Source organism: Arsenophonus endosymbiont of Aleurodicus dispersus, assembly GCF_900343015.1.
Classification (GTDB): domain Bacteria; phylum Pseudomonadota; class Gammaproteobacteria; order Enterobacterales; family Enterobacteriaceae; genus Arsenophonus.
Map to the genome: position 1 here is coordinate 220,752 of NZ_LR025108.1, position 25,572 is coordinate 246,323.

The 25,572-nt window shown below is 29.8% G+C and carries 15 protein-coding genes, 2 tRNA genes and 3 pseudogenes; 9 read left to right on the forward strand and 11 right to left on the reverse strand.

Features of this window, described 5'->3' with window-relative positions:
- Nucleotides 1–1,359: 1,359 nt before the first annotated feature.
- From WBAF_RS00750 to pabB, 5 genes are all read right to left on the reverse strand, one after another.
- On the reverse strand, nt 1,360–1,716 hold the full coding sequence (locus tag WBAF_RS00750) for a helix-turn-helix domain-containing protein (RefSeq protein WP_121463190.1): 357 nt from the start codon (nt 1,714–1,716) through the stop codon (nt 1,360–1,362).
- 517 nt (nt 1,717–2,233) lie between these two features.
- Entirely contained in the window at nt 2,234–3,091 is an 858-nt protein-coding gene (locus tag WBAF_RS00755) for a PTS mannose transporter subunit IID (protein WP_121463191.1), read from the reverse strand.
- A gap of 15 nt (nt 3,092–3,106) precedes the next feature.
- Complete coding sequence (locus WBAF_RS00760; protein WP_121463192.1) at nt 3,107–3,901, reverse strand: PTS mannose/fructose/sorbose transporter subunit IIC; 795 nt, start codon at nt 3,899–3,901, stop codon at nt 3,107–3,109.
- Between the two features lie 73 nt (nt 3,902–3,974).
- The gene (manX, locus tag WBAF_RS00765; protein ID WP_121463193.1) at nt 3,975–4,943 is read right to left on the reverse strand and encodes a PTS mannose transporter subunit IIAB; all 969 of its coding nucleotides are present in this window, start codon (nt 4,941–4,943) and stop codon (nt 3,975–3,977) included.
- 940 nt (nt 4,944–5,883) lie between these two features.
- Entirely contained in the window at nt 5,884–7,239 is a 1,356-nt protein-coding gene (gene pabB, locus WBAF_RS00770) for an aminodeoxychorismate synthase component 1 (protein WP_121463194.1), read from the reverse strand.
- Between the two features lie 1,515 nt (nt 7,240–8,754).
- On the opposite strand from pabB, the gene proQ reads away from it, so the two are divergent.
- From proQ to htpX, 4 genes and pseudogenes are all read left to right on the forward strand, one after another.
- Entirely contained in the window at nt 8,755–9,471 is a 717-nt protein-coding gene (gene proQ, locus WBAF_RS00775) for an RNA chaperone ProQ (protein ID WP_121463195.1), read from the forward strand.
- A 158-nt stretch (nt 9,472–9,629) separates the two neighbouring features.
- A pseudogene (locus WBAF_RS02580) lies at nt 9,630–9,770 on the forward strand (hypothetical protein); the annotation flags it as partial.
- 448 nt (nt 9,771–10,218) lie between these two features.
- Nucleotides 10,219–10,368: a hypothetical protein gene (locus WBAF_RS00785; protein WP_172575476.1), complete on the forward strand. Its 150-nt coding sequence runs from the start codon at nt 10,219–10,221 to the stop codon at nt 10,366–10,368.
- Between the two features lie 858 nt (nt 10,369–11,226).
- A complete protein-coding gene (gene htpX, locus WBAF_RS00790; RefSeq protein WP_121463196.1) occupies nt 11,227–12,111 on the forward strand; it encodes a protease HtpX in 885 nt (294 codons plus the stop codon).
- A gap of 768 nt (nt 12,112–12,879) precedes the next feature.
- On the opposite strand, the gene ychF is transcribed toward htpX, so the two are convergent.
- From ychF to WBAF_RS00810, 4 genes and pseudogenes are all read right to left on the reverse strand, one after another.
- The gene (ychF, locus tag WBAF_RS00795; protein WP_121463197.1) at nt 12,880–13,971 is read right to left on the reverse strand and encodes a redox-regulated ATPase YchF; all 1,092 of its coding nucleotides are present in this window, start codon (nt 13,969–13,971) and stop codon (nt 12,880–12,882) included.
- Between the two features lie 114 nt (nt 13,972–14,085).
- Nucleotides 14,086–14,676, reverse strand: coding sequence for an aminoacyl-tRNA hydrolase (pth, locus tag WBAF_RS00800; RefSeq protein ID WP_121463198.1), 591 nt, complete (start codon nt 14,674–14,676; stop codon nt 14,086–14,088).
- Nucleotides 14,677–14,987: 311 nt separating this feature from the next.
- On the reverse strand, nt 14,988–15,935 hold the full coding sequence (locus tag WBAF_RS00805) for a ribose-phosphate pyrophosphokinase (RefSeq protein ID WP_121463199.1): 948 nt from the start codon (nt 15,933–15,935) through the stop codon (nt 14,988–14,990).
- Between the two features lie 63 nt (nt 15,936–15,998).
- Nucleotides 15,999–16,438: pseudogene (locus WBAF_RS00810) on the reverse strand (4-(cytidine 5'-diphospho)-2-C-methyl-D-erythritol kinase); the annotation flags it as partial.
- Between the two features lie 960 nt (nt 16,439–17,398).
- Here WBAF_RS00810 and WBAF_RS00815 point away from each other — a divergent pair.
- From WBAF_RS00815 to prmC, 3 genes are all read left to right on the forward strand, one after another.
- Nucleotides 17,399–17,638: a hypothetical protein gene (locus WBAF_RS00815; RefSeq protein ID WP_121463201.1), complete on the forward strand. Its 240-nt coding sequence runs from the start codon at nt 17,399–17,401 to the stop codon at nt 17,636–17,638.
- A gap of 311 nt (nt 17,639–17,949) precedes the next feature.
- Entirely contained in the window at nt 17,950–19,032 is a 1,083-nt protein-coding gene (gene prfA, locus WBAF_RS00820) for a peptide chain release factor 1 (RefSeq protein WP_121463202.1), read from the forward strand.
- Nucleotides 19,032–19,883 (forward strand): peptide chain release factor N(5)-glutamine methyltransferase, encoded by an 852-nt coding sequence (prmC, locus tag WBAF_RS00825; protein ID WP_121463203.1) that lies wholly within the window; start codon nt 19,032–19,034, stop codon nt 19,881–19,883. Before prfA ends, prmC begins: the two co-directional genes overlap by 1 nt.
- A gap of 921 nt (nt 19,884–20,804) precedes the next feature.
- Here the strand turns inward: prmC and WBAF_RS00830 are convergent.
- Nucleotides 20,805–20,893, reverse strand: a tRNA-Ser gene (locus WBAF_RS00830).
- Nucleotides 20,894–23,430: 2,537 nt separating this feature from the next.
- Between WBAF_RS00830 and WBAF_RS02675 the strand changes: the two are divergent.
- Nucleotides 23,431–23,567: pseudogene (locus WBAF_RS02675) on the forward strand (hypothetical protein); the annotation flags it as partial.
- 386 nt (nt 23,568–23,953) lie between these two features.
- Here the strand turns inward: WBAF_RS02675 and WBAF_RS00840 are convergent.
- A tRNA-Val gene (locus WBAF_RS00840) sits at nt 23,954–24,030 on the reverse strand.
- 525 nt (nt 24,031–24,555) lie between these two features.
- Here WBAF_RS00840 and WBAF_RS00845 point away from each other — a divergent pair.
- Complete coding sequence (locus tag WBAF_RS00845) at nt 24,556–25,167, forward strand: riboflavin synthase subunit alpha (protein ID WP_121463204.1); 612 nt, start codon at nt 24,556–24,558, stop codon at nt 25,165–25,167.
- Nucleotides 25,168–25,572 lie beyond the last annotated feature (405 nt).

Below are 25,572 nucleotides of genomic sequence, written 5' to 3' on the forward strand. Positions count from 1 at the left end.
ATATAATATATATGGCTTCAGGAATTTTTTCTTAAGTTATTACCACCTACATAGATTTACACATGATCTCCTTGTTAGCTGATCATATATAGTTCTGTGATACTTAAATTGTTCATAACTTAAATTGTTCATACCGGTGGTATAAAGTAATTAACCCTAAAAACAAAAGCAATTATTCCGGTACATTATGAAATAAAAAATATTTTCTTAATTTAAAATTAGACTCATAACGTAGGTATTCACTATAATTAGTAAGAGCCCCGTCATTTTTTATTTCATGTGATTTAAAATATCAATTGTGCTGATGGTGACTTAGTTGCTACTTATTATAATGATTTCGTCACAAGTATTCGATGTTTAAAATTTAATTGTTTATATTTAGATTTCTTCAATCGACAAATACAAGGCCGTAACCAGCACAGGGTTGTTGTGGATTTTACTTTATTATATTCATGCGGTAATGGTTATTGTTCAACTAAAAAAGTTAGCACAAGCTTATTCTTGACAAGCTATTGAATGTGCTTAATTATCCTTATTTACATGCCAATAATTTTTTTATGATTATAACCGCTGCCTGTAGTATTAATAGTGATATGCTGAAAAGAGGATAATATTCGTACAGTCTGCATTTACTATGTGGTTTATACATATAAATATTATCTATATCTATTATCTACCTAATTTTTAATAGAACTCGAATATCTTGTGTTCATTGCTACTATTCACTAATATGCGTGTTCAATATGTTGAACACGTTATTGATGCTATCAATAACATTTTTTCGGAGCTAAGCTAGTCTTTTTTCAAAAAAAATTAGAAGAAATAAAAAATTTTTCTATCTTTGTAGAAAATAATTAATACCATATAGACATATGACATATGAGATGCTACAGTTTCATGAACGTAGTTTATTTTTTGCTTAAGGCAACCTCTTTTTGCCTGTATAGAGCTGAATATAGTTTAATTTATTGGTCTAAATCTATCTGCTGCGGAAGTTAATAACTTAGTACGAGTGGTAACCAAAGACCTTGTCCAATGGAGTACCACTAGAAAAATCACATGGTAAATTAACTGATACACTGGTTTCTAATAAGTAGTTGCAAATAGTTTGTAGTCAAGGTGTGCTTGAGATACTAACAACTTAAGTTTAGATCTATCTAGTTTATACGTTGATGAATAGGCTACTATGATATTTATAACTTTAATATTAGTTCTTATTCTAGTTCAGTATTTTATTAATGAGACCAGTTTTGGCAAATAGTTTCCATAATAAAATTAATAATTACAATTATAAGCATTCGTTAATGATGATATTTATTGTACTTTCAGATAATAATTAATGTCTAAGAATTAATTGGATTAGTTCATGAATTGATTGAAGTCTGGTAACTGCCCATTTTGGCGAAATTTAGCAGGTGTAGTATTAAAATGTTTTTTAAAAACGCGGGTGAAAGTAGCTTGGGAACTAAACCCGTATTTTAGAGCTATATCTAAAATAGGAGATTGACCTTCCTGTAATAACCTAGCCGCTTCAAGCAAACGACGTTTACGTACATATTCACCCAATGTACAACCTTTTAATTGTTTAAATATCCGTTGTAAATGCCATTTAGAATAACCACTTTTATTAGCAATTTTATCAATCTTAATGCCTTCATTTAGTTGCAATTGGCTTTCTAACCAATTAACAATATCATTGATTACATTTTCCGACATGTTCATCTTCCAAAATCAGTAGGTAAATAGCCTAGCTGTAAAGACTTATTCATTTATTTATAAGTTCTATTATATAATTTTTGATATTGATAAATAGGCAAAAAATGCTTTTTTATATTAATAATCATAATGATTATTAATATAATATAATATATTATATATATAATAATTTAACAAAGTATCCTATTGTTTTGTAAACAACAAGAATATTGAAATTTTTTCAATTAATAAATTTTATTAGCAATGGTAAAAATTATTTATATTTTTTTGCTAAATCATCAAATCTTTTAACAGCAATAAAATTTGGTGGGATAAAATTACTATAAATATTACATCTTTGGATAAAAAATAAATGTTAAATAAAAAGAAATAATATATGTTATCATTAATAAATAAGTATATTAAAAATATATGAGCAAAAAATCAAATTAATTATTCTTCTACTATAAAGATAAAATAAAATCCTGGAGGTTAAGGTTATAAACTCTCGCAATTTAAAATTAATATATTTAGTGGTTTAGCCTAAAACTCCAGCCCAGTAGCCAACAATACCTAGAATAAATAACCCAATAATAATACATAATGGATTAATCTTACGGCGCAACAACCACATACAGCAAAAAGTTAGTAATAATGGCACTAAACCAGGCATTAATTGATTGAGAATAGTTTGTACAGTAGTAATTACCACTTCACCAGTAGTGATATTTTTTATCTCTGATACAACCAAAAGGATATTAACATTAGTCCACTTATTTACTAATCCGCCCATAAAAAATAGACCTAGGATAGAAGTACCTTCGATCATTTTTTGTAAAAAGCTACCAACCATGTCATGAACTATATCTAGCCCTTTTTTATAGCCATAGGTAACACCGTAATAACGGGTTAGTAAACGAACTAAATTAAATAAAATAAAAAATAGTAGAGGTCCTAGTAAACTACCTGAAATTGCCATTACGGCTCCTAAAGCAGCAAATACTGGACGCACTGTGCCCCAAAAAATATGGTCACCAACGCCAGCTAAAGGTCCCATTAAACCTACTTTTATACCATTAATTGCACAATCATCGATATCTGCACCATTAGCTATTTGTTCCTCCATCGCTATGGTGACACCTAAAATAGGGGCTGCAACATAAGGATGGGTATTAAAAAACTCAAGATGGCGTTTAATGGCTTGTTTACGTTCTTCACTGTTTTCAGGATATAAACGGTGGATCACTGGAATCAATGAAAAACAAAATCCAAGTGCTTGCATACGTTCAAAGTTCCACGATCCCTGAAAAAGATTAGAACGTAAAAAAACTCCTATAATATCACCAACAGTAAGCTTTTTTTGTTTTGTTTGGTTTGCTGAAGTGGTATATTCCATTATTCAATTCCTTAATTAATCTAATTCATTATCTAAGTCACTATTGCTATGATTTGTAGAAACATCAACTTTTGATTGGTTGTATTTAGGACTTAGTTGAATATATAAAATAGAGATCATAATAGCAATAAGACCAAGCGCCACTAAGTTAAAATTGGTAGCAGTTACAAAGCCCAAGTAGAAGAATGGCATAAGATAACCTACACGGATAATATTGATTACCATAGCGTAACCAACAACTACAATCATACCGACAGCAATATTTAATCCTTTAGTGACAACCTCTGGAATTAAATACAGTAGGTGTTGGATTTCTGAAGTGCCTACAGAGATAGCAACAATTAAAGATGGAATAGCAATACGCATAGACTGTAATAACATGGCTAAGATATGAATGATAGTTAATGCACGTAAATTAGCAGATACAGCAGCACGATCAGATGCGTGTTGAAAAGCAACAGTTATTGTACGAACAATAACTGTTAATACTTGTCCTGCGGCAGCTAAAAGAATGGCAAGAGCAATACTAGTACCTATACCTTGCCCACCAGCAATAACCATAATAGTAGCAATAATTGAAGCTAGAGCAGCATCAGGTGCCATGGAAGCGCCGATATTCATCCAGCCGAGTACAATCATTTCAAGGGTTCCGCCAATAATTATCCCTTTTTTTACATCACCTAGTACAAGTCCAATTAATGTACAAGCAATTAAAGGACGATGAAATTGGAATTCATCTAGAACAGAACCCATCCCTGAAATACAGGAAACAATGAAAACGAGTATGATTTTAACAACAGTAAGTTCCATTTATTGTCTCCTGTAATCAACAAAATTGGTAAATCTATTTTAAAGTCTTGAACGGATAACTAAACCAGAAAACTCATTTTTTTACTTTTTTGATAAGAGTTAACATATCTAGTTTACTGTCACTAGAAACTTTACGCACTTCAAGCTCAATGCCTCGTTTAGATAATTGATTAAAAGCATCAATATCTTCATTATCGATCGAAATAGCATTATTAACTTGTGTTTTACCATTACAGTAAGCCATGCCACCAATATTAACAGATTTTATTTTGATACCTCCGTCTACGACATGTAGAACGTCTGTTGGATTGGTAAATAAAAGCATAACACGTTCACCAGAATACTTAGGATTATTAAGTACACGAATACATTTTTCTATGTTAACAACATGCGCAATAACACCCGGAGGTGCAACTTGTTTTAATAAATTTGAACGAACATGATCTTTAGCAACTTCATCACTTACCACGATAATACGCTTAACGTTGGTCTCTTTAGTCCAACGAGTAGCTACTTGACCATGAATTAAACGATCATCAATACGTGCAAGGGCAATAACCATATTGCCTTGTGTAGGTGAATTTGCTACCTGTAATAGGGAAGTTGGCGGAAAGTTATTTTGCTTTTTATTGATAATATGCTGACTATTGAGCGCTTTAATTTCGCGGCGGCCCATTTCAATAGCAGTGCTAACTAATTCATTAAAAGTCGGCTCATCATCACGATATAGTAACGTAGCAACTAACATCGGGACATTAACACCGGTAACTATATCATATTTATCCTTATCTTTACTTTCTATAATTTGATTAGCAGCGTTAAATGGACTGCCTCCCCACATATCTACTAAAAATAACACCCCTTGAGAAACATCAAACTCATTAAGCTTCTTATTATATTTTTCAATTAATGTATCAGCGTTTTCACCTGGAACAAAATCAATAGAAGCGATATTTTTTTGTTTGCCAATTAACATTTCAGTGGTCATTAGCAACTGTTTTGCAGCAAATCCATGAGTGATAATTATAATAGCTACACTCACTACTTTTCCCCTTAATAAGTAAATTTAATAATAAAAATAATCGTTAAAGTTCATCCGTTGATAGATGAATAGTTTTTCATATTATGAAGCATTCACCATAATTGAAACTAATTAATTACTTTTATATATTATCATTTAAATATGAGAAAAATATGCGGCTAATAAGAAAATGTAAAATACATCTAAATATATTTAGAAAAAGATAAATTTCATCAATTAATTTAATTATAGTCGTTATTATCTTGTATGAAATAATAATAAAATATAATTTTTTATTATACAGATATAAACTATCCTTTACTAAAGGATAGTTTAAAAATTAATTGAATAATTTAATATAAAATTAAAGGAATATATTTTAATATGTATAATGAATCAATCGCATTAAGTTTAATACAAGAAACTTGAACTTGTTCTACAACTTAATCACAAATTATGCTCCATACTAATTTTATCTTAAATACAGACATACTTATTCTAGATTATCCACCATCCCCATTAATTAAGCTAACCCAGCAGCTGCTATTAAACATGCAAATGCTACTTTACCTTAGCACTTACTTCGGTACCTGATGCATTTGTAAATTAATAAAAATTGCTTCCTGAAAATAAAAAGTAACAACTATAAATAGCAGGTATAACCGGTTTTATATAGTTATTATAGTAAGAGCTACAATGATGCCTGCGGCATCATTATTATTGTGTGCGGTTATAGCACCCATAACGGAAATTATATTAGTGTAAAGCAATTGCAATTAAACTATTAATCATCGTGTTTACAAGCGCAAAAAAGAAAAAAATTAACTATCATGATAGCGTAAGTTATTAATTTTTTAGTAAAAAAATATATAATAGCACGGTAGCCCTTTTTGTGCTATAAACATTAACATATTAAGTTGTGCCATGAGAAAAATAAAATAAATTAATATATTTATTAATGTTAATTATTTTCTAATACAGGTAATATTCTACTCAGTTTATCAAAAATCTCTTGATACTCTTTTTCTGCTGTACTATCTACCACAATTCCTCCGCCTGCCCAGCAATAAAGATATTCATTTTCAGTTAATAAGGTACGTATGTTGATGTTAGTATCCATCGTACGGCAGAAACTAATATAACCAATCGCTCCGCAGTAGCTATGACGACGATGAGGTTCAAGTTCATCAATAATTTCCATTGAACGTATTTTGGGTGCGCCGGTAATCGAGCCCCCTGGAAAGCAAGCTCTTAATAGATCAGTAGCATGGTAGTGAGATGGTAACTGTGCAACAATCGTGCTGACTAAATGATGAATAGCTAGAAAAGATTCTACTCCACACAGTTCTGGAACCATGATTGTTCCTGGTATTGCTACTTTACCAATATCATTGCGTAATAAATCAACTATCATTACGTTTTCAGCACGATCTTTAGTTGATGATTGTAACCGTTTTATCTGTTCTTGATCTTCTTGGGCATCTTTCAGCCTAGGTAATGTGCCTTTAATTGGACGAGTTTGAATTGAATCGTTGTGAAGCCAAAGAAAACGTTCTGGTGATACACTAATTACACAATTTTGTTCTAAACGAATAAAGGCAGAAAAAGGAGCATGATTATTTTGATTAAGTTTAAGAAATGCATCCCATTCATTACCTTGATATTTAGCTTTAAAACGTTGCGCTAAATTAATTTGGTAACAATCACCCTCGCGTAAATATTGATGAATTTGACTAATTTTATGGTGATATTGCTGTTTTGACATGTTACTTTGAAATGATTCACACATTTTAAACTCTTTAGTTGGTGTTTTAATTTGATTTTCTAACCAAAACAAGCGTTTTTTAACATTTTGATAACTCAGCAAAGTTACTATTTTTTTATGATGATCAACAATTAATGCCCAAAGGTAAACACCTATTGCCATATCAGGAAAGCTTAATTCTTTCTCAGCCTGTTCGGGTAAAATTTCTGTTCGTCTGGCTAAATCATAGCCCCATATGCCTAAAGCACCACCTTGGAAAGGTAGATCACTATTTACTTCAAAAACTAAATTTAAATATTTAAGTTCATTTTTTAATAGCTCAAAAGGATCAAGCTTTGATCTAATTTTTTCATTTTTACGGTTAATTTGCGTTACATTGTTTCTCGTTTCCAACGTAGTTATTGGGTCAGCGACAATAATATCAAAACGATTATATCGGTGAATAGCATTACCTGAATATAATAACATCGCCCATGGCTGGCTAGCTATAGCATTAAAATAATTTAAAGCTACACCTAATGAATAAGTTAATTTGATTGTTTGGATGCTCATATTATTTATTTAAAATACAATAATGGTTATTAATTAATGATACTACCATATTTTTCATAAGCCAAACTATGCTAATGTTAATAATGATATTAAAAAATGTAAAACATCATTGAAAAATAAATAGCTTAATATATGCCCACGTTAAATCATAAATAGTAACAAGAAGCTATTGAACTTATTAATTAATTGAGAGCTCAAGGGATGAGTAGTTGAGATTGCTTTATTCAATAACGAAATATGCGCAAAAGCAAACTATTAGCAACCTAAAGTAAGATAAATAACATTTTTACTTCATAGCATATTGTTAATATTATTAATACTGTTTTATACATATAATTATACTTACTAATCTTAAAAAATTTTAAAAGAGTAAATGCAAAATTGATAAAGAGACTTTTTATGTTATTTATTGTTAAATTAGAAACATTAGTATTTTAAAAAAATATCAGGGTATTGAAATTAATTAGTTAAGAATGGCTAAATTTAGCAATTGTAATAATTTACCCAAGTAGCAAATTAAAGCAAAAATACAAAATAATTTTATTCAAACATGCTGATTGTACTAGAATGAAGATGTAACTTTATATTATTTATATAATATTTTATATAGTTTTTTTTATTTAAAAAAATATTTTAGCCTAACTAATTTGATTAAATAACAGTATTTTTTATTTTAAATACAAAATATTTATTACTAGGATAAATACGTTGAGGCAATAAAATAAAATTATTATGTAATAATATACTAATTATTAACTATGTTACAAAAATAAACAGTAAAAAAATTAAATCAATAGCTGAATTTATAATATCTATTCAAAATAGATTTAGTTGCCATTATTATTTATATAATAATAATTTTTTAAAAAAGTTATTTTATAGTTTAATAAAAATCAATAAAATATATTAAGTATATTAAAAATTGATAATAAATAATGATTAATTTAAATTAAATTTAAGGAGATAGATCAATTTACTATAAAAAAAATTAATATTAGTTTAATATAGTAAATATTTTTTATAGATAGTTTAATTTATAATTAACAGCTAGCCATAAAATTACATTTTATTAAATCTCTATGATAAATTTTAATACACTTCTCTCTAGATAAATTTACTAATACCTAGTATTAGAATTAACGATATATCTTTTAAATGCTATTATTAAACTATCCTAACTTGCAAATAAAGTTTATTTTAGGACTACTTTTATAAAAAACAGAGGACTAGGCACATTGCTATGCGATAGCATCAGTTATTAATAGATAGTTTTTAAGATGGGAATTAATAAAAAATTAATTTGCGTATTAGAGATTGATAATCCTATTTTTAATCCTTTTGATGAAATGGAGTGAAATAGTCTGAAAGACCTATAATACTTTGTATTATACCAAAATATACAAAAATTAACATAATTGTAAAATTTGTTTACATGGAAATTGTTTGTAACGCGCTTATAATATTGCCTGTTCATGCCTGCGTTAGTTAGCAAACTAGTTGTAATCAGGAAATTTCATGGAAAATCAACCTAAGTTAAATAATAGTAAAAAAATAATTGCTTTTTTGGCTAAACGTTTTCCTAACTGCTTTATTGCTGAAGGTGAAGCTCGTCCACTAAAGATTGGCATCTTTCAGGATATTCTAGATAAACTGACTGAAGATGATGGTATCAGTAAAACCCAATTGCGATATGCTTTGAGGATGTATACTTCTAGTTGTCGCTATCTATATGGTATCAAAGAAGGTGCTAAACGTATTGATTTAAGTGGTAATAATTGTGGTAATTTAAAATTAGATCATGTGGAGTATGCGCGTAAACAGGTAATGGATACAAAAGATCGTATTAAAGCTAAGCGAACAGAACAAAAATTAATAAAAGAAGAATTTAAACATAAGGAGCAGAAAATAGATAAAAAAAAGATCTTCTTAAGAAGTTCTAGTAATATAAGCGAGCCTTCTTGCTCAAAGCCTAAAAAAATAAATAAAAAAAATAAACATTATTTTTATTCTAAAAATAAAGCTAACAAAACCCATAATAGTAAGAGAACTAATCTAGCGAAATTACAGTCGATAAAGGATATTTCTACCTTAAAAATTGGGCAAGAATTAAATGTTATGGTTGGCCAAATTATTATAAATGCGTCAGTAGTTGATATAGCTAAAGATAGTGTTCGGGTACAATTACCAACTGGATTGGTAATGATTGTACGCACTGAGCATTTAAAGTTATGATACGGAGGCTAATCACAGCATAAATAATTATATTCAACTTGCTTTTTAGTATAACTGCAATGACTAATTCATTCTTACTGAGATACTGTAGCAATTCATAAGCTTCCTCATCTCAAACAAGAACACCATTACTATTTACACTTTCTGACTATCTTCAATTTGATTTAGATCAAAACTTTTCTAGTAAGATTTTTGCTAGATATTTAAATCTATTGGCTTATATCCATAATTTTTTTTTACAATTAGATATTAATAAATTTACTAGTGAGAAAATAAAAGTAGGACAGCTATATGAGTGAGATATTTAATTGAGCACAACAGCGGCGCTATGAGCTTTTTTAGTATGCTTTGCTTTATATGCCGCTAGATTTTACTAAAAACGATGTCATTGAAGTTGATAGAAGTAAAGCTCATTGGCCTAAAACTTTTGATTAGTTAAATAATCTATGGAATGCTAAAGTAAAATTTGATTGGTTAAAGCTAAAATTATCTGGTAAAAATAATATAGAAATTAAACTAAGTTTAACAAAAGGAAAAGGCTATAATTTGGCATTTAAACGGCTTGCGCAAAAGTAAAGTGAAGATGTTTTTCAATTAATTATGGATGCTTTTGCAAAAAAAATAGATCAACATACTAACTATCTTTATCCCCTAAAAACTGAACAATTTAACTAAAAAATAAGTTTATCATTAGAAGGTATAGGTATAGGAGCACGGCAAGAGGAAGATTATATTCTTATCAACTAAATGGGTGGCCCAGCAGGAAAAGTTAAATTATTAAAGGTTAGCAATAAGATAATTGGTGTGGGCGAAACAGGTAAGTTAATGATAGATGTTATTAAAAATAAAGAAGCTGACACAATTAAATTAAGTAATATTAATGAACACTTTGTTTAACAAAGTAAATAATTATTAAAGATAATTTACCTAAAAATTATAAATTACCAGATACATCGTTTGATAAAATAGTAAAATTTTAGTTGATCTTAAAATTAACAAGCTTAGTATCTGGCTAAAAATAATAAAAAAATTATTTTTACTTAAAATAAAAACTAGCAAAAGCTAGTTTTTTAGTACATATAGTTTATTACAGGTTAAAATAACTTTTAAATTTAATTCAGTGTATCGTTGTTGCTACAGCAACAACTTTTTAAAAATTAATTAATTCAGAAAATTATTTTAAAATAACAGCTAAAATTTAAATAAAATTATGCTGGTAATTAGGTATTTTTTATTTTTTTTACTAAAAAAGCGACAAATTAATAAACATTACAGTTACATTAATTTTAAATGCTTGATTGTAGACATTAAATTTTAATTATATACCTTAACATAATTAAGTTTGTTTTTTATCAGTAAACTATTTTTATATTTTAATTTAATTAAATTAATTGTTAAATATTAAGTTTAAATATTAAATTTATATTCTGATATATAATTATTTTATCTAAAAATGGTTAGTATAATTAATTTAATATAAATATTATATTTTTCCTTGAGTAACTATAGGTTGTCAACAACCAGATAATTTATTATAGTTATTTTGTATAGTGTTTAACTATAGTTTTTTTATAGAAACCCATAAATTATATAATAATTATTATTTAAATATAATATAAATACTAGTTTTTTATAAAAATGTAAAGTTGAGTAGTTTTTATACCCAATAACAATTTAGGAAAATATTTTCAAAGCATTATTTATATTACTAATTTAATGTTCATTGTTGTTAATTAATAAAGGAAATAAATTTTTATGATGCGAATAGCCTTGTTTTTACTTACAAACTTATTGGTAATGTTTGTATTTGGAATTATTTTGAGTTTAACCGGTATTCAGGAACAAAGCGTTTCAGAGCTAGTAATTATGGCTGGACTTTTGGGGTTTAGTGGCTCATTTATCTCATTATTAATGTCAAAATGGATGGCATTACGTTCTATCGATGGTCAAGTAATTGAAAATCCAACAACAGAAATAGATCATTGGTTGTTAAATACTGTTAAACTTCAGTCCGATCAAGCTGGCATTAAAATGCCAGAAGTAGCTATTTATAATGCACTAGATATTAATGCTTTTGCTACTGGAGCTTATCGTGATGCGGCAATGGTTGCTGTTAGCACGGGTTTACTAAAAAGTATGAATAGGGATGAAGCAGAAGCGGTTATAGCGCACGAAATAAGTCATATTGTTAATGGTGATATGGTCACAATGACTTTATTACAAGGGATAGTAAATACTTTTGTTATTTTTATTTCGCGTATAATTGCTCAGCTGGCATCTAGATTTTTATCAAATAATAACAATGACAGTGAAAATAGACAGGGTAATAAATTAATTTACTTTGCGGTATCAATAGTGTTAGAAAGTGTATTCGGCATTTTGGCTAGTATTATTACTATGTGGTTCTCACGTTATCGTGAATTCCGCGCTGATGCAGGGTCAGCTAATTTAGTAGGTAAAGAAAAAATGATTTCGGCTCTACAGCGGCTAAAAATAAGTTATGAACCGCAGGAAGCTAGCAGTATAATAGCTTTTTGCATCAACGGACGTACTAAATCTTTTAGTGAGTTGTTTTTATCTCACCCCCCTATTGATAAACGTATTAAAGCTTTACGTATGGGCACTTATCTTAATCATTAAGATAATACCGACCAACCTAATATAGATTTTTATCTCCACAAGATTATGCGATAAGGCCGAAGATGATTCGCCGCTAAACCAGTTGAAAATAAAGTAAAAAAACATGTTACCTGTATTATTATTTTATAAGTATAGCTAATATAATCTTACTATTGTCAAGCTAATAACCAGGAATAGACAATTTCTAGTTAAAAATTAACTAATTGGCAAAATTACCCGGTATTATAATATATTTTTGAGCGGTTAATTCACCTGGTAATTAGTTGATAAAAAAAATAAAACTAAGAGTAGTTATAATAAATTCAGAAAATAAATTAATAATTTTGAAAGGGCAATGATAATATTTAGCTCTACACTAGAAATAGATAAACATAATATATAGATAACTTGAATATATTGAACCTAGGTATAAAAATTGTTTTTTATCAGAAATGGTACAAAAAATTTGAACTAGTAATCAATTTATAGATATCTATAATTAGACTATTATTATGGGTCATAATAGTAAAGAATAAATATTATCAAACAGATCCTATCTTCTATAACGTAGTAGAGCAATGTGATGTGCTTTGAAAAGCTGTTACACTTATTTTTACCATAACCAATGGTTGTAATAATAAGATTCACTTTTGTACTTGGCTTTGATTAATCTATCAATTTAAAATTGAGCTCTAACAAATATAAAGTCCATGTAAGTTATTTTGGGTCTTAAATCTTTTGTGATCTTTATCTATTATTTTAATTTTTTTTTAAAATTACTAAAGTGAATTAAACATTAAACAAAAAATTTATCACATCGCCATCTTGCACAATATAATCTTTCCCCTCGGCGCGCATTTTCCCTGCTTCTTTCGCACCTTGCTCGCCGTTATAGTGAATAAAATCAGCAAATGAGATTGTCTGAGCACGGATAAACCCTTTTTTAAAGTCAGTGTGAATTTTACCGGCAGCTTGTAGTGCTGTGGCACCACCTGGAATGGTCCAGGCACGAACTTCTTTGACCCCGGCAGTAAAATAAGTTTGTAAATTAAGTAACTTATAACCGGCTCGCCTTACATAATTTAATCTTGGTTCTTCAATACCTAACTCCACCATAAATTTTTCACGTTCATCTTCATTCAGTCCAGCAATATCAGCTTCAACAGTAGCGCATACTGGCACGACAACCGATCCTTCTTTTTCAGCAATGGCTCGTACTACCTCTAGGTGCGGATTGTTGTTAAACCCATCTTCACTAACATTGGCAATATACATGGTTGGTTTTAAGCTTAAAAAACTAAGATAGCTGATGGCCGCTTTTTCTTCTTTACTTAACGCTAAAGTTCTTAGCATCTCTGCTTTTTTAAGATACGGTAGACATTTTGTCAAAATGTCTAATTCAATATTTGCTTCTTTGTCTACACATTTAGCTTTTTTCTTAAGACGATGAATAGCGCGTTCACAGGTATCTAGGTCAGCTAATGCTAATTCAGTATTAATGGTATTAATATCTGCTAACGGATTGACCTGACCAGCAACATGGATGATATTATCACTGTTAAAACAGCGAACAACATGGCCGAGCGCTTTAGTTTCACGGATGTTAGTTAAAAATTTATTGCCCAAACCTTCTCCTTTAGACGCACCTTTTACCAGTCCAGCAATATCGATAAATTCCATGGTGGTGGGTAATACTCGCTGTGGTTTAATAATATTCGCTAATTGATCAAGACGAGTATCAGGCATCGATACCACCCTCATATTAGGCTCAATAGTACAGAAAGGAAAGTTTGCTACCTCAACTCCGGCTTTAGTAAGTGCATTAAAAAGCGTTGATTTTCCTATATTGGGCAACCCAACAATACCGCATTTAAATCTCATAAATATGTTCCATTAATTTTTATATGTTAAATTGCATCTCGCTAATTGATAAATATAAATAAATTTATCAATTTTTATAACCGTAAACCTGATATTGCTGAAGAATAGCATTAACTATATATATACCTTAAAAGCGTGTAACTGGTTTACTGCCCTATTAACTCCTTCATTAAAGAGAATATGTGTGCAACGTATGGTTTCAACAATGGTATTATCAATTAATTTTTGTTCCTGGAGGGATGGTTTATTTAAAACAAAGCTGACAACTTTATTTTTATCACCTGGATGACCAATACCGATGCGTAAACGGTAAAAATTAGAATTTTTGCCCAGTTTATTTTGAATATCTTTAACTCCGTTATGTCCACCATTACTACCACCTAATTTTATTTTTGCTGTACCTGGCATTAAATATAATTCATCATGAGCAATAAGAATTTCAGCTGGCTTTATGCAATAAAAATTAGCTAATGCTAATACTGATTTTCCACTAAGATTCATATATGTTGTCGGTATTAGTAAGCGAACGTCATTATCTGACAACTGGATCTTCGCTGTATAACCAAAAAATTTACTTGCTTCTTTTAGAGATTTATTATGTTGTTTGGCTAATAATTCAACATACCAGGCGCCTACATTATGCCTAGTAAGCGCATATTTATAACCTGGATTAGCAAGACCAACTATTAGTTTTATATTACTCACAATATGATTGTACTATTGAGTAGTTTTAATTAAATAATATAGTTTACCTTTTCTGCCAAAATAGTACAAAAGTTAAATTTAATGATAGTAGAATAGGTTAATTATATTAACCTATATTAGGGAATATTATTATTTTCATATAACAATAAGAGATAAAATTAAAACAGTACTTCCTATTTTAAAATTACCTAATATTAATTGGTATAAAAATTACTGTTATCAGTATTGCTTGATACTATATTGAATTATGTTTTTAGTGATAAATACCATAATTTGAATAATACGAAATTTTGATGAGCTTAATTTATTATTTAGTGTTCAAACATCGCTGATATTGACTCTTCGTTGTTGATCCTCTGAATTGCTTCAGCTAACATACCTGATAGAGTTAAAGAACGAACCTTATTGAGCTGTTTTATTTCAGCTGATAATGGAATAGTGTCACAAACAATTACCTCATCAATGACTGAATCTTTAATATTAGCTACGGCATTACCAGAAAATATAGGATGGGTAGCATAAGCAAAGACCCGTTTAGCCCCTCGTTCTTTAAGTGCTTCAGTAGCTTTACATAAGGTACCACCGGTATCGATCATATCATCAACTAGTAAACAGTCTCGATTAGCAACATCACCAATGATATGCATAACTTGGGAAACGTTTGCCCGTGACCGACGTTTATCAATAATGGCCATATCTGTATCATTTAATAATTTAGCAATAGCGCGGGCGCGTACTACTGCGCCTATATCGGGTGAAACAACAATCGGATTATATAGATTTTGTTGTAACATATCTTCTAATAAAATTAGACTACCAAAAACATTATCTACAGGCACATCAAAAAAACCTTGTATTTGATCTGAATGTAAATCTACAGTTAAGACACGATCAACACCTACACTGGAAAGAAAATCAGCTACTACTTTAGCGGTAATAGGCACGCGTGCTGAACGTACGCGGCGATCTTGACGTGCATAACCAAAATAGGGAATTACAGCAGTAATCCGACCAGCAGATGCCCGGCGTAGGGCATCAACTATAACAACAAGCTCCATAAAATTATCATTTGTTGGTGCACACGTTGATTGTATGATGAAAATATCACCCCCACGGACATTTTCATTAATTTGTACACTCACCTCACCATCACTAAAACGACCAACCGCAGCGTTACCAAGATTAGTATAAAGGCGATTAGCAACAAGTTGAGCAAGTTCTATTGTAGCATTACCAGCAAAAAGCTTCATATCCAGCACGTAAAAAACCTCAGGCTTGCGGTTATAAAGATATTATCTACCATAAATATTATTTTATTGGGTTCAATATCGAGAAATACCAGCGCGGAATGTATGCAAAGGATACTGGTTAACCCCTTCCCACTCTGGTGCTTTATTTAACACCTTACGGGCAGCAGATATTCAAACTCAGCAAAAAAGCAAGCACCTGTGCCGGTAAGAGGCGATGATGTATATTCTAGCAGCCATGAAATAAGCTCTTCAACCTCAGAGAAACGTTTTCTTGCAATTGGTTCACAATAATTTTTATATTTACCTTGTAATAATGACCGCAAAGAGCTGGTTTCTGAATTTAGTTTTAATTCTGGATCAATAAAAATTTGTTGGGTAAAGATATTTATTCCAGAGTGGGCCACTAAATACTATTTTTATACTGGATTAATAGGCAAAATTTAATCATCGATCCCTTGTGCAAAGGCTGCATGACCTATTACGAATACCGTAACATCTGCACCTAGCTGTAAGGAAGGTCGTTGAAATACAAGGTTCGCTATTTTTACTATATTAGATGGTTTTTAACGGACCATTTGCTTATAAATTTGAATGATGAGCAATTAGTTAGCAACCAAATTACCAATCTGGCATTGTTTAAATCATGATCACCATACCTGTTAATTGATAAATTAACAGTGCTAAAGAATATTTAACATATTTTTTACATTCTCTATCCATTAACTAAAGAACATTAGGTATTATCTTAAGCTATAATTTTATTTTTATTGCTAAAAGCATTTTGCATAGGTTTTATTATCCGTACTAATATAAGTTAAAATACCACTAGGTTAAAATTTTGTTAGCTTTATAATAGATAAGTTATTAAGCTATTTAAAAGTTGTTAATTAAATTTATAAATCCTTTTTAAAAAGGAACTAGCGGAATAAATTTATCAAAATAGTCACATAAACTAGCAAACTACTTGTAAATCAGCATCATGAAATATTTTCTATTCATAATTTACTGATTAAAATTATTAGTTTTATTTTAGTCTGCTTAACAAATATTTAGAAAACATTAAGTTCCTTAAGATTAGTTAATCTGATATTATCTATACTAGGTATAAAGTATAAAATCAAGCATATAACATGACGTAACCTGTTAACTTTTAGATTGTAAAGAACTGAAACCGCACTGAATAATTTACTTAAGCAATAACTTGTTCATAATAGCATTGTGCTCTCTACATGTTGAGCTTTATCTCTATTGTTGACTAACAATAATCACTATAAGATAAATTAATTGATTATCATTTAAATTAAAATGATGTCATAGTAAGTATTTATTGGCACTAAGATAATGTTGCTGTTAGCCACTTAATTCATATTGCCAGTTGATTAGATTTATCAGTTTTAAGTTAACTAAATATTTTATATCAAGCTTAAACAAGCTTTTTCTAAATCTCAGAACTATAAAAAGTTATCTATTAAATGGGATATTTTATTTCGGCACTTATTTTTAGATTAAGTTTTTTTATAGCATGTAAGCTAGCTTATCAGATTTTTTATTTTACTGGGAGTGCTAGAGAAGTGATTGCTAATCAAGTTATTGCAAAAATTATCACTTTAGCTGAAATTAATATCCGTTTAGCGCAGATATTGTTATTAGTTCTACTGCTAGAACTTTACCAATCATTAGTCATGGTAGGTGTGATAAGCCGATGTTGCTGATTGATATGGTTGTTCTATCAGATATTAAATTATATATTGATAACTAAATATTTATCTCTATAGAGTGCATCACTATTGTGCACATAAAGCTGAATAACTAAATAGATCAAAAAAGAGCTTTCTTTACTGCGAAATAGTGCAGACAGAGAGCAATTAATTAACTAATTGCTAAATTTGTTAATTAATTGCTTTATCCACTCACCAACCAAATCAATTAAGCAGTAACATATGTCCACTATCTTAATCTTTTAAAAGATAGCTAAGGACTAGAGCAAAATTAAACTGAACATTAGTAAGGTCTAAAATAACGAATGAAGTCTTCAATAATTGCTAAGTTAGAAGCATTGCAAGAACACTACGAAGAAATTCAAGCTCATCTAATTGATGCTGAAGTAATCGCAAATCAAGAACGGTTTCAGGCATTATCTAAGGAGTATGCGCAGTTAACTGATGTAACCAAATGTTTTCAGTTATGGAGCAATCTTCAGAAAGATATTGAGATAGCTAAAATATTACTGCATGATCCGGAAATGCGCGATCTGGCCGAGGAAGAATTAAAAGAAACGAAAAAGCGTAATCATGAATTTGAAAAACAGTTACAGATTTTATTGTTACCAAAAGATCCAGATGATGAAAAAAATTGCTTTTTAGAAATTAGGGCTGGTACCGGTGGTAATGAGGCGGCAATATTTGCCGGTGATCTCTTTAGAATGTATCACAACTATGCTGATTCTAATCGCTGGAGTATTGAAGTAATAAATGCGATTGAAAGAGAACACTGTGGTTACAAAGAAATTATAGCTAAAGTTTCTGGTGATAATGTATATAGCCGTCTAAAGTTTGAGTCAGGTGGACATCGTGTCCAGCGAGTGCCGGAAACAGAATCTCAAGGACGTATTCATACCTCTACTTGCACAGTAGCCATTCTGGCTGAAATATCTGCAACAGAATTACAGGATATTAACCCTAGTGACTTAAGAATTGATACTTTTCGTTCATCAGGGGCAGGCGGACAACACGTTAATACCACTGACTCCGCGATCCGTATTACCCATATTCCAACTGGAATTGTAGTAGAGTGTCAGGATGAACGTTCGCAGCATCAAAATAAAGCCAAAGCGCTGTCTGTTTTAGCTGCCCGTATTCGGGCATTAGAACTACAGAAACGCCGTGAAATAGAAGCATCTGAGCGCCGTAATTTACTAGGATCTGGTGATCGCTCCGATAGGATCCGAACCTATAATTTTCCCCAGGGTCGCATTACCGATCATCGTATCAATTTAACTATTTATCGTTTAAATGAAGTGATAGGGGGAAAGTTAGATATGTTGATTCAACCCATTATTAACCAATATAAAGCAGATCAAGTTTCTGCTTTATCGGAGCAGGATTAATGAATTATCAGCATTGGTTAGCTTATGCTGCTAATAAACTTTGCCATAGTGATAGTGCTAAACGTGATGCTGAAATTTTATTGCAATATATAACAGTAAAAACACGTACTTTCCTTATTGCATTTAACGAAACAGAATTAACCACTAAGCAACAACAACAGCTTGAATATCTATTAGATCGTCGAGCTAAGGGTGAACCTATAGCCTATTTAGTAGAAGAAAAAGAGTTTTGGTCTTTACCAATTAAAGTTTCACCTGTTACATTAATACCTCGTGCGGATACAGAATGCTTAGTTGAGCGCGCATTACAATTTTTATCAGAAAAACAAGGAGTAAAAATACTAGATTTTGGTACTGGTACCGGCGCTGTTGCGTTAGCATTAGCATCAGAGTATCCACAAGCGCAGATAGTCGGCGTTGATATTAGTGATGCTGCAATTGAGTTAGCCCAACTTAATGCAAATAATTTGGTGATGAATAATGTCATATTTTGCAAAAGTAATTGGTTTACTTCACTACCTATTCAGCAATTTGATATGATTGTAAGTAATCCACCTTATATTGATGAATATGATCCATATTTAAAACAAGGTGATGTGCGTTTTGAACCTAAAACTGCATTAATCTCGGCTAATCATGGGTTGGCTGATATTAAATTGATAATTGAACAATCGTGTAATTATTTAACTAATAATGGATGGCTTTTACTCGAACACGGGTGGTTGCAGGGAAGGCAAGTAAGGCAGTTATTTTACTATAATAATTATCAACAGGTAGTAACTTTTAAGGATTATGGAGGTAATAGTCGTATTACAGCAGGTAAATGGAAATGTGATGAAACCCATCGCTGATTTCAAATTTAATAAAGCACCACTGAGCTTATTATACAGGTTTCATAGATTGTTCGACTAGATTATCCTGTTTAACAAGTTAATGCACAACTTTTGCTTTTAGTGGCGGAAGCAAGATAAACAATATAAGATGATGATATAGAAACGCAAGTATATATATTACTAAATTTACTTTATAGAGATTGGATTTTTAGCAGTGTAATAGAAGTTTACTAGCTTATCTGAGCTACTGCTGGGAATGCATATTATTTTTATAACTAAACTTATTCTATGGTGTTCTCAAGAAAGTACTTATTGGTAACCCCCATAAATGGGGATCAGCGAATGGGTAAATTAGTTATGTTAATAAAAAGAAAAGATATAAAATAAACTGCGTATCTAATTATTATACACAAAACGTTTGTGTACAATAAAAGCAACGGTTAATGGAAGAAAGAATGTAACAAGAGCTAATAATTTAGCAAAAATTATTGCTTTTTTGATCATCAAGATGAAATCTATAATGACTTGTCTTATTTATATTGAATGTAATAATGTAGTCATTTATCCTCAATAAATAAGCAGCAGATTATATTGTATTGATCATAAAAAATCGTACGGCTTTATTAGCACGTCAAACTCATAAAGAAGCCGGTAATAAAAAAATTATTCTCTGTTATCGTGGAGTAAACTTTGGTTATTATAATTTATTGTTAGATATGTTATGGTTTTATTTCATGGTGAATATATCAAATTATTCCCCGGTTGTATTTAACGGTAACTCATTAGTTCTGCATAATGATCCGGATAATGCAAAATGTGATAATCCATCGTATTTGTACTAATGCGCTGCTCTGTAGTGTAGCTAGACCTTACTCAGATTTGTGTACAAATCTTTGGCAAATCAGGAAACTAAAAATGTTTGTTATAATATATTTTATATGGCGGTGAGAGAGGGATTCGAACCCTCGATACGTTTTTCCGTTACACACTTTCCAGGCGTGCTCCTTCAGCCACTTGGATACCTCACCGCTTATCACTATAGTAGTGATACTAAAATTACATAGGATACTATAGAAAAAAGTTGACTAACCGTCAATAATATATTATTACTTTTATTTCTTTTGCAGTTAACAAGATAAATAAAGAACAATATATTTAATATTACAGACAATATTTTATTATTCTTACTAATCAGTAAAATTATTAAATGCATAGCATAAGTTTGAAATAAATGAATTTTACGTTATTAATGCTAGCTAGGGGCTAGGGGCACTATTTAATCGTTTGCCAAAGGCAACCTTTTAGCTGCTTAATAGTTGCTAATTTGTTTATTCTACTAATAGTATGACTAACTTACCTTGTTTAACTTGAAGTACTTTAGTAATTTTTTTTATTAATGCTTATGATTTATTTTTTTCTGGTTGTAATATATAGACTGGATTTTTTTCAAAATATGATTTTAATGCTTGGTAATTTTGTGATCTAAAATTATAAAAATTTTTAATAGATATCACCGGTAGCTGCGTTAAAATAGGGTAGTGACGTGATAGTTAAAGAGACTTCTGCATATTTTGAGCCTAATAGTGTTTCAAGCTTAATTTTAGCTACTCCGGTTAGGGTAATTTTGGTTCAGGACGACCTATTTGAGTAGAAAAATTGGCTAGATCGATATTGACATTAGCAAGTTTAGCAAACACTATAGTGTATATGGTTAGCTAGATAGTCATTAATATTATATTCACTAATCCTTAATTCTGTTAATTGATCGCATGAGCATAGTGCTCCTGCAAACAAGTTATTCATAATTAATTTTTTTCCTATAGATATGCCAAGTCAGTGTCTGTAAATCCAATCTTATAACTGCTGCCAGCATGTGGATCTGCCAATAAAACGCTTATTCACTAGCTGATTCAACTGGTGATGGTACCTAAATTAAAACATATTGATTTAAAATAGATAAACTAAATGGTTGGTATTTCTAGGATTCTGATAAGTAACCGAGTCATGAACCGTTGTAAGAAGCGAAAATAGTTTTGATTCTAATCAGATAAATTAAAGATCTAATGGTTAAATGGCATACATTTATTTGTTATTTAATAGCAGTTAGTTATTTCATTAATATAATGAGAAATATTCGCATAAGTTGCCAGTAAACAATAAAATAACTGGTGAGAATAAAAACATATTTAAAAAGCGTTGATAGCAAAAAATTTACTGATACCTAGAAGGATCAATATCAGGTTAGTAGAGAGTATAGATACGATAGAAAGATAGCATCTAGTATTTTGAAAAATTTGCGATAATAAAAATGATTGCACATGTATCAAATATAGTAAAAGCAAGACAACGAGTATAGTAACAAGAACAGTATCAGTACTATATTGCATCAATAATAATAAATAAAAACTACCTACCATCTTGATCCAAAAAATAAATAGATGGATATTCAAATATCCTGTTAATGAATACTATTTTCCAATATTGAACCAGAAAGTAATAATGTAATTCTATTACTGAATGTTTGTTTCTACGCTTAGTTGCCTAACTAGATTATATGCTTGTAGTTTGGATGATTATTATCATCTGAATAAAAATTTTTAAAAGGGCTTTTTCTATTCTGAGATAAACAGAAACATGAAATTATTAGTGTAATTAATTTTAGTACTATTATTATAGTAGATTTTAAACCTTGCTATCTTGGTAACTCAATTTATATGCACGTTCAGCACCTGATGCCTAGAATCATAGCAAATTATATACCACATAATCATTGCCGTGGTAATTTACTTAAAAAGATATGTTTCAACCAAGAAGGATATGTAAAAGTTTATTTAACAATTAATTGTTAATGGCTACATCATATTTTAATCTCACTAATTATAAATAATAATCAGGGTAATTTTTACCAAACAAAAGCAGAATAATAATGATCTATTTTCACTTGCTAAGTAAAAATAGTTATTCTAATTCATTGTTATGCTTAACACTCGCTGATTAGCCATCGTTCCGAGAAGCACCTAGGATTATTTATATGCCTCCAGAATGATCTATATTCCAGATAAATTTTATTTAATTGTTAGTTTATTGATAATCACTTTACCTTATATTTTAATAATCTATTTATTATGGTTAGTTAGTGCTATTATAACTAATTTTAACTATTTTATATTACTGCTTTTACACCTACTTTGTTAATATTAGTATGATTATGTAAGTACTGTTGTTAGTAACATATTATTAACTACCTATTATAGCATTAGTGTTGGGTGGGAGTTTTTGCTTCCAGTATTTTACCGTTGCTGTCTGTATACATTATCTTTATTTTTTTTACAAAAGATTGATATAATAGTGTTACCTAGTATTTCTTTTAATAAGAAAAGTGTGTGGCGAGTAATAAAATTCATTGCACCGGTGCTTATATCATATTTATTTAATCATTAATACTATTGAGGGTATTAGGAATATCCGGTGATTTTAATTTTTATTAGCGCTTGCGCTATTGCACTGGCTATTTAACTGCTTACGATGCTATAATAACTCAAAACGATAGGATTATATATATTAAAAACAAGATATTCAAACACCAGTCAAAATTGCGATTATTACCTTTAATTAATGAACCTTGCCTTTATTGGGCAGCTAAAACATGTTAGATTAGCCTTATCAATCTGTTTAGCGACATGTATTAAGGCTTTAATACTTTAAACCTATTTATTGGCAATTACATCGTTAAGTAATTTTTATACATTTATATGGGTCAATTGTTGCTCAAATTAATCGTCGCTTTAATTGTTATAGTACAGTTATTCTTGTAAATATTAAATTTTATGCAGTAGGATAAAAAGATATATCATAATAGGGATTAAACAGTTATTCATATTGAGTTTTACAGGGATAATAAATTATTTTGCTACATTATTTTTTTTAATTTACGCTAATTTTCATAGCTAGCCTAGCTATTGATTTAAACTAATAACAAATAACTCTAGTTAAGTGATTATTTATTAGTTGAAAAAGCATAAACTAGAATTTTCATTGCGTAATAAAACTCACTCACTTTACATACTAGAAACAGTATTGGTAATAATTGGTGCGTCCGAGTGGAATCGAACCACTGGCACCCACCATGTCAAGGTGGTACTCTAACCAACTGAGTTACGGACGCAATAAAAATTGCTATGACAATAATATAGAAACTAATATTAATAGGCAGTTCCCATTCTAGCAAGAGAAAAAACAAAATTTAACATCTAACTGCTTGTACTTAATACTATTCAGCATAAAAATACTGTAATAAAAATTATTATAGCTGACGTTGAAGCTGTAATATGTAATAAAGTATCATAATATAAGATACTGTTAAGCTGATAACAAAACCGATCCAAAACCTTTTGCTACTAGATGTAGCACAATATAAGCGGTCACCAAATAAAATAGTAGGTAACAAGATAGAGGTTACTAGTTTCACTGACTTTGTCTGCTATTACTATATCGACAAAAAGCTTATTTAAAATGAATAGAAATCAGAAAATTAATTAATACTTTTAAAATTTTATTATTGTATTTATTTGGGAAAATTATAATGCTAAATATATATAAAACTGACATATTGATTTTTACTAGAGTGATTATATAGCATAACTAGCTTAAAATACCTCTTAATATCTTATTAAAATTAGGAACTAAATATATGTATACAGGTCTTGTAAAAGGAAAAGCAACATTAGTTGCTGTGGAAGATAGCGTTAATTTTCGTACTTATACCGTCCAATTCCCGAGTGAATTACTCGGCGGTTTAGAAACAGGGGCCTCTGTTGCTAACAATGGGTGCTGTTTAACAGTTACCTATATTAATGGCAATCTCGTTAGTTTTGATTTAATGGAGGAGACTTTACGACTGACAAACTTAGGAAGTTTAAAAATAGGGGATATGATTAATTTAGAAAGATCAGCAAAATACGGTGATGAAATTGGGGGACATGTTATGTCTGGTCACATCATTACTACCGTCGAAATATCAAAAATTTTAAAAGCTGAAAATAATCTCCAAATTTGTTTTTATGTACATGATAAACAATTAATGAAATATATTTTTCATAAGGGCTTTATCGGTGTAGATGGAATTAGTTTAACAGTAGGGAATGTGGTTAATAATTTTTTTTGTGTCCATCTGATACCAGAAACCATTGCGCGTACTACAATTGCAGAAAAGAGTATTGGTGAAAAAGTTAATATTGAAATTGATGCTCATATCCAAGCAGTAGTTGAAACTGTTGAGCGGATAATGGCCCCAAAAAAATAATTATAAAATTTGTTTAAAACAAGTTGTCATGCTATTTTAATTAGGTTAAGTGATTGTTAAAATCATAAAATTTATTAAACAAAAACTGATACAATTTTTTCTTTTAAAGAAGTTAGCATCAATACACTCCATTATATATGGAAAATATAATCCTAATTAAACTCAATTTTTTACTAAAAAATATGTTGATATTATTAATATTGATTATTATTTGATTAATAATAAAATAGTTTGTTATAACTCTTTTATTAAAAATCTATCGATTGCATAATAAACTAAATTTTTCTTTTTTGATTAGTATTGGAATAACAGTGGTATCCATAATACCGCTAGTTACTAGCAGGGGATTAGCAAATAAACCACTGCTGCTATATTTGCAGCAAAAAATAACCCTAGCGGTAGGTT